The following is a 12,002-nucleotide window of genomic DNA, read 5'->3' as shown; positions in this document are numbered from 1 at the left end:
TTTTTTATATTTATTTTAAAATTATGAAATTTTTATTTTATTAATCTTTCATTTTCTTGTTAATTTTATGTCATTTTCATTTTTTCTTCAAAAGCTGCGAAAGCAGACAATACCAAACGGTACTGTCTGCTCTCTTTTCTCATTCCTTTTATCTTTTGTCCTCGTCTGCCACTCTCACAGCGTCAAAGAGAACTTATTTGAAATATGCAACTCCTGATTCAAAGATTCTCAGATCCTGTTCTCCATAAATATTCATTGCAACAGCGTCTGCTCTTCTTTCTGAGTGTGCCATCTTACCAAGCACACGTCCATCCGGACTTGTAATACCTTCAATTGCCATATAAGAGCCGTTTACATTCCACTCTTCATTCATGCTTACATTTCCATCCAGATCACAATACTGTGTTGCTACCTGACCATTTGCAAACAGCTTATCAAGCCACTCCTTGCTGGCAACGAACCGACCTTCTCCATGTGATGCAGGATTTACATAAACACCGCCAAGCTGTGCCTGCGCAAGCCATGGGGATTTGTTTGTAACTACCTTTGTATATACCATCTTAGAAATGTGGCGTCCGATCGTATTATATGTCAGTGTCGGAGAATCCGGTGTCTGACCTACAATATCTCCGTGCGGTACAAGTCCCAGTTTTACAAGTGTCTGGAAACCATTACAGATACCAAGTACAAGTCCGTCACGCTCATTTAACAATTTCTGCACTGCTTCTTTCAGCTTCGCATTCTGGAATGCGGTTGCAAAGAACTTCGCAGAACCATCCGGTTCATCTCCTGCTGAGAATCCGCCAGGGAACATAATAATCTGTGCCTGGGCAATCGCCTTTTCAAATTCTGCCACAGAGTCACGAATATCTTCTGCATTCATATTTCTAAATACTTTTACATTCGCTTTAGCACCTGCACGCTCAAATGCTCTTGCACTGTCATACTCACAGTTTGTTCCTGGAAATACCGGAATAAATACTGTCGGCTGTGCAATCTTATGTGTACAGATGTGAATGTCTTTTGTATCGTACAATTTGCTTTCTACCGGCTCATCGCTATTTTCATCAGAAACTGTTGCAAATACCTTTTCAAGCGGAGCTTTCCATGTCTCAACCGCTTCTTTCAGAGAAATCTCTGTGTCAGCATATGTAAATTTCGGTTCTGCAAGTACTTCACCGATCACAGTATATGTAATTGCAAGTTTTTCTACACATTCTGCCGGAACTTCTGCTACAATATCGCCAAATGCAGGTGCAAACAGTTCGCGTGCATCCATGTTATGCTCAATCTTCACACCAAAGCCGTTACCAAATGCCATCTTGCTGACAGCCGGAATTACGCCATGACGATCCAATGCATATGCAGAAACAATATTTCCTGCCTGAATATCTGCACGGAATTTTGCATACTGATCCATAACAGATGCATATACTGGAAGATCATAATTATTTTTCTCGATTCGAAGCCATACAAGCTTATTGCCTGCCTTCTTTAATTCCGGAGTAATAATATCTTTTTCTTTTGCAACGTCTACTGCAAATGAAACAAGTGTCGGAGGAACATCAATATCCTGGAATGTTCCTGACATACTGTCTTTTCCTCCGATGGACGGAAGACCAAATCCAAGCTGTGCATCATATGCTCCAAGCAATGCCGCAAAAGGCTGACTCCATCTCTTTGGATCTTCTGTCATACGGCGGAAGTATTCCTGGAAAGTAAAACGGATCTTACTAAAATCGCCGCCGTTGGCAACAATCTTTGCAATAGATTCTGTTACCGCATAGACAGCTCCATGATATGGACTCCAACTTGACAAATACGGATCAAATCCAAAACTCATCATTGTAACCGTATCGCATTTTCCTGTTAATACCGGAAGTTTTGCTACCATACTCTGTGTTTCTGTCTGCTGGTATTTTCCACCGTGAGGCATGAATACACTTCCTGCTCCAATAGAACCGTCAAACATCTCCACAAGTCCTTTTTGTGAGCAGACATTAAGATCGCTTAATGTTTCAAGCCATTTTGCCTTTACATCAGCAATTTCTGACTTCACAAGCGGACAATTCTCTCTATTTGGAATTTCTACTTCTACTTTGGTCTCCTGATGCGCACCGTTCGTATCAAGGAATGCACGGGAAATATTAACAATATCTTTTCCTCTCCAATTCAGTACAAGACGCGGCTCTTCTGTTACAACTGCTACTTCTACTGCTTCAAGGTTTTCTTCTTTTGCATATCCGAGAAATTCCGCAACATCTTTTGGATCCACAACAACAGCCATACGCTCCTGAGACTCAGAGATTGCAATTTCTGTTCCGTCAAGTCCTGCGTATTTCTTCGGAACCTTATCCAGATCTACTTTCAGACCGGCAGCTAATTCTCCGATTGCTACAGATACACCGCCTGCTCCAAAGTCATTACATTTCTTGATCAATTTGCTGACTTCTTCACGACGGAACATTCTCTGAATCTTACGTTCTGTCGGAGCGTTTCCTTTCTGCACTTCTGCACCGCAAGTCTCAATAGACTCTTCCGTATGTACTTTTGAAGAGCCTGTAGCACCGCCGCAGCCATCACGTCCGGTACGTCCTCCTAAAAGAATAATGATATCTCCCGGATCGGATGTCTCACGGATAACCGCACGTCTCGGAGCAGCACCCATAACCGCACCGATTTCCATACGTTTTGCAACATAATCCGGATGGTAGATTTCTTTTACCATACCTGTTGCAAGTCCGATCTGATTACCATAAGAACTATAGCCGTGTGCAGCGCCTCGAACGAGCTTCTTCTGAGGAAGTTTTCCCTTCAGCGTCTCCTTTACAGAGACTGTTGGATCTGCTGCACCTGTTACACGCATCGCCTGGTATACATAAGTACGTCCTGATAACGGGTCACGGATTGCACCGCCAAGACATGTGGCAGCTCCACCAAACGGTTCGATCTCTGTCGGATGGTTATGTGTCTCATTTTTAAAGTTTACAAGCCACTCTTCTTCTACACCATCTACCTCAACCGGCACAACGATACTGCAGGCATTGATTTCTTCTGATTCTTCCTGGTCTTCTAATTTTCCTTCTTTTTTTAATTTGCGCATTGCCATCAGTGCCAGATCCATCAGACATACAAATTTATCTTCACGTCCTTTGAAAATCTCACTGTGATCTGCAAGATAACGACGGTATGTATCTTCAATCGGAGTTTTATAGTCTCCCTCTCCAAAAGTTACATCTGTTAATTCTGTAGAAAATGTTGTATGACGGCAATGATCAGACCAGTATGTATCAAGTACACGGATCTCTGTCATAGACGGATCTCTGTCTTCTTCTGATTTAAAATATCTCTGGATATGCTGGAAATCTTTAAATGTCATTGCAAGTCCAAGAGAACTATATAACTCTTTTAATTCTTCCTCCGGCATATCTTTAAAACCGTCAAAAATTTTAACATCTGCCGGTTCATCGTATACCGTTACAAGTGTTTCCGGTTTCTCCATGCCTGTCTCTCTTGAATCTACCGGATTAATGCAGTGATCTTTAATTGCTGCCAGCTCTTCTGCTGTTATTTCACCTTCAATCACATACGTTGTTGCTGTCTTGATAACCGGCTGTTCATCTTCTTTAATAAACTGTACACACTGTACTGCAGAATCTGCTCTCTGGTCAAACTGTCCCGGAAGATATTCCACTGAAAAAACGCTGCTTCCTTCTGCTGCCGGAAATTCCTCCAGATACAAGATGTCCACAGGCGGTTCTGCAAAAATACCATTGCAGGCACGTTCAAATGTTTCGTCTGAAAGATTCTCTACATCGTAGCGATTCAGGACACGCACATTTTTTACTGTGCGGATTCCAAGATAGCTCTTGATCTCCTGATTCAGTTCTTTTGCCTGTACAGCAAACTCCGGTTTCTTTTCCACATAAACTCTTCTTACGCCGTTCATATAGTCCTCCTTTGATCTATTTGTGTCATTACATTGCTGCAAATTACTTCTACTTTGCTTTCATTCTATCATATTTCTCTTGATTAGTATAATTAATATATCTAAACTTTCTTATAAGTACAACTTATTCATTTCTTATTGTTCTTCTATAAAAATATCTTCGCACAACCGCTCCCAAAAGAAGCAGCACAAAAAATATTCCAAAGCATCCGCCGATTCGAACAACCATATCGAAGAAAAAGCCTTCCGGCAGCATCCGTATCATATAATCTGTTGCCGGATCAAACAGCCAGAGATCATTATCAAAAAAGATTCATGAAAGATTTCAAAAATTTTCGTAAAATTCACATAACAAAAACTACCGAGAAGAATCGCTACTGCCGCAAAGAGCCCGAGCGCAATCAAAACTGCTTTCGATACAATCCCATACCTTCGCTCCGTCTTCCATCCGATCCAGCCCAAAAGGACAAGCCCAATTACAAATGATATCCTCATCAGCTTCAGGCCTCCAAGAAATAGTCCTTTTACCTCTTCCATATGAAATCGATCCTGCTCATTGAAAAAATCCTGTTTCTTTCCCTCTACAGTCGTTACAATTGATAGTTCCTGCTCCTGCCCACGCAAATATGCCATCATATATTCTGTTACGTTCATGACATCTTCCAGTTCCATATCCAATGGTTCGGTTACCTGATATTTTATATATTCTTTTTCATAAAAACGGTATTTCGGATCACCATAAACTGCAATATCAAAACTTGCAAGAACTCCTGCGAAAATAATCAGCAACGCTCCTGCCACTGCTGCTATCTCATAAATCCATCTCTTTCTCTGACTCATATATCGATCCTTTCTTTCTCCTCTCCTTATGATCTATCTTATCATATTCCCATTCTTATTGAAAACAGAAAGTTACTTAAGAAGTGCTTTCTCAAAAGGAAAACAGGAAATTCTCATAGGGATATTGTTTTTTTGTAAGTTTTCTCCTATAATATCAGTAATATTTATAAGGAGAACTAATAATGGATATTAACTATGAATTATATAAAGTGTTCTATTATGTCGCAACAACACTAAGCTTCTCTGAAGCCTCAAAACAGCTTTTTATATCCCAGTCAGCGGTCAGCCAGTCCATTAAAACATTGGAGAAAAAACTGGATCAGCCGCTGTTTATCCGAAGTACCAAAAAAGTGCGTCTTACACCGGAAGGCGAGATCCTTCTCCGTCATATCGAACCAGCTATGAATCTGATTCGCCGCGGAGAAGCACAGCTCACTGACACTGCCTTTACCGGAGGACAGATCCGTATCGGCGCCAGTGATACGATCTGCCGCTATTTCCTCGTACCCTATTTAAAGCAATTCCATAAGGAATTTCCTAACGCACACATAAAGGTAACAAACCAGACTTCTATCCGCTGTGTAGAACTTCTGGAAACCGGTCAGGCAGACTTCATCGTTACAAACTATCCGAATACTGCCCTGACAAATTTATACTCTATCAAAAAGATTAAACGCTTTCAGGATGTGTTTATTGCCAGCCACGCCTTTCTTGAACTGAAAAACCGCCAAGTTAGTTTTGCTGAACTTCTAAAATATCCATTGCTAATGCTGGATAAACAGAGTACCACCAGCGAATTCTTACATAATCTGTTCCAACAGCGCCAACTGGATCTTGTTCCGGAAGCAGAATTAAGCAGTAATGATCTGCTCATTGATCTTGCACGCATCGGTCTTGGCATTGCTTTTGTTCCGGATTTCTGTGTGCCCCAAGACTCTAAAGAACTCTTTATTTTAGATACAGAAGAATCTCTTCCTTCCCGGGAGCTTGTCATCGCTTACAATGAACATGTGCCTGTTTCAAAGGCAGCCGCACATTTTATGTCTTATTTTGAGGAGCTTTCCGAATAACATGGTTCCAGAAATTTTCGATATGTTCTTCCACTGTCTCTAGTGTGCAGTATTCCCTCTGTTTCCATTCTCTCGGAAATACAGCGGCATACTGCCTGCTCTGGAATCTGTCATCTAACAAAAGAATGATTCCTTCATCTTCATCCGTGCGAATCACACGTCCCGCTGCCTGCAGTACCTTATTCATCCCCGGATAAAGATAAGCATAATCAAACCCGGGCAGCCGATTCACATCAAAATACTGTCTCAGGATTTCACGCTCCGGACACACTTGCGGAAGTCCTGTTCCCACAATAACTGCCCCGATCAGACGTTCTCTGGATAGATCGATTCCTTCCGAAAAAATTCCGCCAAGTACCGAAAATCCAAGTACGCTCCCCATTTTCTTTTTCTCAAAGCTTTCCAAAAATGCTTCTCGTTCTTCTTCTCCCATACCCGGCTTCTGACGAAGTATTTCCACTTCTTCTCTCCCGGTCTCTTTCATTCTCTCTTTTTGCAGTGTAACAAATTCACCATACACTTCTTCCAACATACGATATGACGGAAAAAAGACAAGATAATTTCCATGCTTTGTATCCAATATTTCTAAAAGATACTTTGCAATCCTCCGATACATTTCCAATCCCCGCAATGTATATTTTGTACTCACATCTGCTCCAATGAGCAGCAAGCGCTTTCTTTCATCAAACGGAGATTCTGCATAAATCGCATAATCATTCTCATTTGTGCTAAGCAGTTTTTTGTAATATTGAATTGGAAGCAATGTTGCCGAAAAGAAGATCGTACTATTCCCTTGTTCCAGATACGTCTTCAAATTCACAGACGGATTCACACAAAATAATTTCAGTTTGAATCTTCCGTCCTCTTCCATCTCTGTATAGATAACATAATGTTCATCCATCTGATCATAAATACTTACGAACATTCTAATCTGAAAGTAAAAATCCAACAAGTCTTCTCTGAGTTTCCCTTTTTCCGGGTTTTCCATAATTTTCTCCAACTCGGCCATAATATTCATCGCTGACAGATAAATATGAGAAACACTTTGATGTACCTGATAAGATTCACATTCTCGTTTCATCTCCAAAAGCTGACGGTTGCAAAGATCAAGCTTCTTCACAAGTTTCGGCGCCTCATAACGTGCAAGCTTTTTGCTTCCAACACATCTTCCTTATACAATACAGCGCTGTACATCTCCCTCGCCCGCTCCACAAGATTATGGGCTTCATCAATCAGAAATAAGTACTCTCCACTGCCGCCTTCTGAAAAAAATCGTTTCAAATGCGCCGTTGGATCAAAAACATAATTATAATCGCAAATAACCGCGTCTACCCAGGATGCTACATCAAGCGACATCTCAAATGGACATACCTGATGTTTCCTCGCCTGTCTCTCAAGCGCTTCTCTCGTCATTTCCCCAGTTTCATTCAGGAGTTCAAATACAGCATCATTGACACGGTCAAAATGCCCTTTTGCATACGGGCAAGCCTCCGGATTACATTCCATTGTTTCACAAAAACAGATTTTCTCCTTTGCCGTCAACGTTATAACCTTCATATTCAACCCCTGCTGCTTTAATGTCTGAAACGCATTTTCTGCCACAGTACGGGTAATCGTCTTGGCAGTCAAATAGAATAATTTCTCTCCCAAACCTTCTCCGATTGCTTTCACTGCCGGAAAGACTGTTGCCATCGTCTTTCCTACTCCGGTCGGCGCCTGGATGAATAATTGTTTTTTTCGCAGAATTGTGCGATAGACATCCCGCACAAGCTCCCGCTGCCCTTCCCGGTATACAAACGGAAATTCAATTGTCCGAATCGAAGCATTGCGCTTTTCTCTCCAGTCTATCTGAAATTTTGCCCATTTCTGATATTGATCTGCAATGTCCGAAAACCATACCGCCAGCTTCTGAACAGGATAAGTATATTGAAACCGCCGGATTTCCTCCGTCTCCATCTGACAATAGGTCATCTGTACGCCAATCTCTTCCAGACCTTCCTGCAAGCCGTATATACAGGCATAGCATTTTGCCTGAGCCAGATGTACTTCCTTCGGTTCCTCCAATCGTTCCAGCTCTCCAAGTATCCCTTTAATTTCATCAATCACAACTTGATTTTCGTCAATTATGATTCCATCTGCCCGCCCCTCAATCTGAAGAATACAGTTTTCGTAAGGTATTTGATATTTCAAAGAAACTTCTGCATGGTAATCTGCCCCCATTTGTCTTTGAATCTTTCTGTGGATCTTGCTTCCAAGCTGCATTGCATCTTTATCTGCCATTTTCCCTATTCGATTGTCAATGTCTCCGCTTCGCAGAATAAATTCCACAAGATTTCTCACAGAAATCTTAACGATTGGACACTCCATCTTCCTTTTACCACCAATCCCAAATCTTTTATTCTTTTGAGTTATAATCTCACAAATTTTTTCAAAATCATCATAACAAAAACTGCTGCAGGAATTCAATCCCTGCAGCAGCTTTTTGTTTATTTATGCCACACTGAACTTCTGAAGTGTTTCTTCAAACAGTTCATTATTCTCACCATATCTTACAGTGAGCGTCTGATTTAAGTCTAAGCTCAATACACCCAGAATTGATTTGGCATCAATAATCACTCTGTTATAAAATACATCGACGTCAAAATCACACTGACCAGCCGCTTTAACAAATTCGTCCACGTCATTCGGTGTCAGTCTGATCTGTTTCTTGATATCCATACTGCCTGCTCCTTTCATGGCCTTTCTATTGATACGGCATTTCTTACCACCGATGTATTATCCCATGCCGGAATTGGAATGTCAACTATATTTTTCAACAAATTCTACAATGTTCTTTCGATATTTTAATGGCAAATGCTGTTGCTGCAGTCTTGATTCCTTCGTTCCAAAATAGCAATATTCTCACAAAATCCTTTCCATAGTCGTTCATATTCTCTCTCTTCTCCTGAATACTTCTTGAGCGTTTCCTCGTCTGCCTCTGCCCCGTGAAGCAAAAACCAGTTTTTCTGACTCCGGTGTACAAGAAACATCCGGTGTGTCTCATCATAGATCATCCAGTTCTCCAATGGAAGCCTGTCTGCAAAATGATCTGCAATACATGTCAGAATCTGATTCTTTGGCTCTATTCTTGCATACAGAACATGATTCTGCAATTCCCGGAATCTGACAAATTCCAGAAAAATATGCGCTTCATTCCCCACACTGCGGCTCAATTCAAATACTTTCTCCACTCCCGGATGGCTCAAATGCGCCATAATCTTTCTGCTGTCTTGTATCCTGCGGGCTTCCTGCAGCGTTTGCCAAATTGCCGTTCCCTTTTCCTTGTTGCACGATAAAGCCGCATAATAAATGGCTCGACAGGCTTCCTGCCCAAGATGCTTTCGGATCATCTGCGTTATTGCTCGCGCCTTTCGTTCGGCGGGACAGCTTTCCACATATTCACAAAACAGCTCCTGTTCTACAAATCCTTTCAGAGCAATTCCTGCATTCTCCTGAGTTCTCCCTTCCCGCCACGCATCATAGAGCGCTGAAAATAAGCCAGTCACATTGTCTTCACAAAGATAAATCCTTTTTATCATCTCAATCCTCCTGCCGCACTATGAAATGTCACATCATCAAATAAGGTGAGCTGTCGGTAGTTCATCTCCCTGATCTCTCTTGGCAGTTTCTCTTTCGTACTGAGCAAATTCCTTGTGATCGCATCTTCTTCAAACTTTATCGGATACATCATCTTACCGGAACAGGTAATAAAATAGATTGCTCTCCTTAACACGACTCCCATCTTCTTCAAATCTTCAAACTGAATCTTTCCAAGCCTTCTCGCACGGACAATCCGTCCCGCTGACTTATAACCAATTCCCGGAACCCGCAAAAGTGCATCGTAGGGAGCCAGGTTAATCTCCAGCGGAAAGTACTCCAAATGCCTGAGCGCCCAGTCACACTTCGGATCAAACAGCGCATTGAAATTAGGATTTGATTCTGTCAGAAGTTCATCTGCCTCAAAACCATAATAGCGCAGAAGCCAGTCCGCCTGATATAATCTGTGTTCCCGCAAAAGCGGAGGGCCTTCGTCACATCTCGCCGGAAGCGCCGCGTCATCATTCACATGAACAAAGGCAGAATAAAATACTCTTTTTAACTGAAACTTCCGATATAATGATTCTGCAACATGGAGAATCTGAAAATCCGTCTCCGGAGTTGCTCCGATAATCATCTGGGTACTCTGTCCCGCCGGAACAAATTCAGGGGCATGTCGAAATGCCATGAGTTCCTGACGATTCTCCTCCATCTGATTCTGCACAAGCCGCATTGGTGTCAAAATATTCTTTCGAGACTTATGCGGTGCAAGCTTTCTCAGCCCCTCTGCCGTCGGCAGTTCTAAATTCACACTCATGCGGTCTGCCAAAAAACCAGTTCTGCGAATCAGTTCCGGATCTGCTCCCGGAATCGCTTTCACATGAATATATCCTTGAAAATGATATTCTCTGCGCAATTTTAAAAGTGTTGCATAGAGCAGTTCCATCGTATGATTGGGACTTTCTATCACTCCGGAACTTAAAAACAGACCTTCAATATAGTTTCTCCGATAAAACTCTATCGTCAGACGGCATACTTCCTCCGGAGTAAATGAAGCTCGAATCACATCATTCGAAGAGCGGTTAATACAATACTTACAATCAAAAATACATTCATTCGTAAACAGAATCTTCAAAAGTGAAATACACCTTCCGTCTGCAGAAAAACTATGGCAGATCCCTGACTTCACACAATTCCCGATGCCTTTCCCATCTCCTCTGCGTTCACTTCCGCTTGAAGTACATGCCACATCATACTTGGCTGCATCAGACAGAATATTCAGCTTTTCATATATTGTCATCTTTTCCATTATCTTCATGCAAAACGCCCCTTTTCGAACATTTGTTTGTTTTATTTTAACCTGTCTGATTCAAAAAAGCAAGTGTTTTCGAACATATATTCGTTTTTCTTTTTTTCTGCCCAAATAAAACATCCCCCTTCCACCAGCAATGGTAGAAAGAGGGATGTTTGCTCTTCGCAGCAGAGATTCGCTTCTCACTGCATACTCACGATATTCTGTTGGAATATTATTTCAGATATGCTTCCACTCCTGCCAGATATTCATTCTCTACCTGCCAGAACCGTTCTGCCTCCACATACTCTGCAAGTTTTGTATCGATCGGCATCTTACCAAGCACCGGAATTTCCAGTTCTTCAGCCACTTCTTCAATATGACTCTCGCCAAATACATTGATACGTTTTTTACAGTCCGGGCATTCCAGATAGCTGTAATTCTCCACAACTCCCAGCACCGGAATATCCATCTTCTTAGCCATATTATAAGCTTTCTTTACGATCATACGGACAAGATCCTGCGGAGAAGTAACAATCACGACTCCGTCTACCGGAAGAGACTGGAATACTGTCAGCGGAACGTCTCCGGTTCCCGGAGGCATATCTACAAGAAGATAATCTAATTCTCCCCAGATAACTTCTGACCAGAATTGCTTTACAACACTTGCAATAATCGGACCTCTCCAGATTACCGGATCTTCCTCGGATTCCAAAAGCAGATTCACAGACATAATCTTTGTTCCGTCTTCTGCCTCTATCGGGAAAATACCATCCTGACTTCCGACTGCTTTCCCATGAATTCCATACATCTTCGGAATCGACGGACCTGTAATATCTGCATCAAGAATTCCTACTTTATATCCCTGTTTCACAAGTACGCGGGCAATTGATGCCGTAATCATTGATTTGCCGACACCGCCTTTACCGCTCACAACACCAATTACTTTTTTTACATGAGACAGTGGGTTCGCCGGCTCATGCATATCTGTTTTCTTGCTGCTGCAAGTTGCCGCATGTGCACAGCCTTCACAGCTCTCTTTGCTGCATGTATTTTTGTTTTCTTCTGCCATAATGACATACACTCCTTTATATTCTCTCAAATTTGTTATGCTTTATTATTCTATCACTCTATATCGTACTATTCAAGGGTACTCATATCTCTTGTCAGGGCAACCGCATAAAAAATAGTTAATACAAAAATCATCACTTTTCTTGTATACTAAAAGAAAAGTGGTGATTTTTATGTTGCAAATGAAAATGTATTTTTCAGATTT

6 protein-coding genes and 2 pseudogenes are annotated in these 12,002 nt (G+C 41.7%); 1 reads left to right on the top strand and 7 read right to left on the bottom strand.

Annotated elements, in window-relative coordinates; all coding sequences use genetic code 11:
- Positions 1 to 193: 193 nt before the first annotated feature.
- On the bottom strand, positions 194 to 3,949 hold the full coding sequence (locus tag DWX73_RS11505; RefSeq protein WP_118348894.1) for a phosphoribosylformylglycinamidine synthase: 3,756 nt from the start codon (positions 3,947 to 3,949) through the stop codon (positions 194 to 196).
- Positions 3,950 to 4,073: 124 nt separating this feature from the next.
- A pseudogene (locus DWX73_RS11500) lies at positions 4,074 to 4,789 on the bottom strand (TIGR01906 family membrane protein).
- Between the two features lie 182 nt (positions 4,790 to 4,971).
- On the opposite strand from DWX73_RS11500, the gene DWX73_RS11495 reads away from it, so the two are divergent.
- Entirely contained in the window at positions 4,972 to 5,859 is an 888-nt protein-coding gene (locus tag DWX73_RS11495) for a LysR family transcriptional regulator (protein WP_118348893.1), read from the top strand.
- On the opposite strand, the pseudogene DWX73_RS15640 reads toward DWX73_RS11495, so the two are convergent.
- From DWX73_RS15640 to DWX73_RS11470, 5 genes and pseudogenes are all read right to left on the bottom strand, one after another.
- Positions 5,828 to 8,226: pseudogene (locus DWX73_RS15640) on the bottom strand (ATP-dependent DNA helicase). The gene DWX73_RS11495 and the pseudogene DWX73_RS15640 overlap by 32 nt on opposite strands.
- 123 nt (positions 8,227 to 8,349) lie before the next feature.
- Positions 8,350 to 8,577, bottom strand: a complete 228-nt coding sequence (locus DWX73_RS11485; protein WP_118348892.1) for an HPr family phosphocarrier protein — start codon at positions 8,575 to 8,577, stop codon at positions 8,350 to 8,352.
- A gap of 125 nt (positions 8,578 to 8,702) precedes the next feature.
- A complete protein-coding gene (locus tag DWX73_RS11480) occupies positions 8,703 to 9,437 on the bottom strand; it encodes a TIGR03915 family putative DNA repair protein (RefSeq protein ID WP_330413651.1) in 735 nt (244 codons plus the stop codon).
- Positions 9,434 to 10,753 carry a putative DNA modification/repair radical SAM protein gene (locus DWX73_RS11475; protein ID WP_118348891.1) on the bottom strand — a complete coding sequence of 440 codons (1,320 nt, stop codon included), beginning with the start codon at positions 10,751 to 10,753 and terminating at the stop codon, positions 9,434 to 9,436. Before DWX73_RS11475 ends, DWX73_RS11480 begins: the two co-directional genes overlap by 4 nt.
- A gap of 208 nt (positions 10,754 to 10,961) precedes the next feature.
- Positions 10,962 to 11,798, bottom strand: a complete 837-nt coding sequence (locus DWX73_RS11470) for an Mrp/NBP35 family ATP-binding protein (RefSeq protein ID WP_118348890.1) — start codon at positions 11,796 to 11,798, stop codon at positions 10,962 to 10,964.
- Positions 11,799 to 12,002 lie beyond the last annotated feature (204 nt).

It is taken from the genome of Coprococcus sp. AF21-14LB, from assembly GCF_003458885.1.
Taxonomy (GTDB): domain Bacteria; phylum Bacillota; class Clostridia; order Lachnospirales; family Lachnospiraceae; genus UBA9414.
This window is presented reverse-complemented; position numbering and strand designations above follow the sequence as displayed.

Excerpts from the sequence above, each read along its gene's own strand:
- DWX73_RS11495 (WP_118348893.1), top strand. The coding sequence starts at position 4,972 with ATGGATATTAACTATGAATTATATAAAGTGTTCTATTATGTCGCAACA.
- DWX73_RS11485 (WP_118348892.1), bottom strand. The coding sequence starts at position 8,577 with ATGGATATCAAGAAACAGATCAGACTGACACCGAATGACGTGGACGAA.
- DWX73_RS11480 (WP_330413651.1), bottom strand. The coding sequence starts at position 9,437 with ATGATAAAAAGGATTTATCTTTGTGAAGACAATGTGACTGGCTTATTT.
- DWX73_RS11475 (WP_118348891.1), bottom strand. The coding sequence starts at position 10,753 with ATGAAGATAATGGAAAAGATGACAATATATGAAAAGCTGAATATTCTG.
- DWX73_RS11505 (WP_118348894.1), bottom strand. The coding sequence starts at position 3,949 with ATGAACGGCGTAAGAAGAGTTTATGTGGAAAAGAAACCGGAGTTTGCT.
- DWX73_RS11470 (WP_118348890.1), bottom strand. The coding sequence starts at position 11,798 with ATGGCAGAAGAAAACAAAAATACATGCAGCAAAGAGAGCTGTGAAGGC.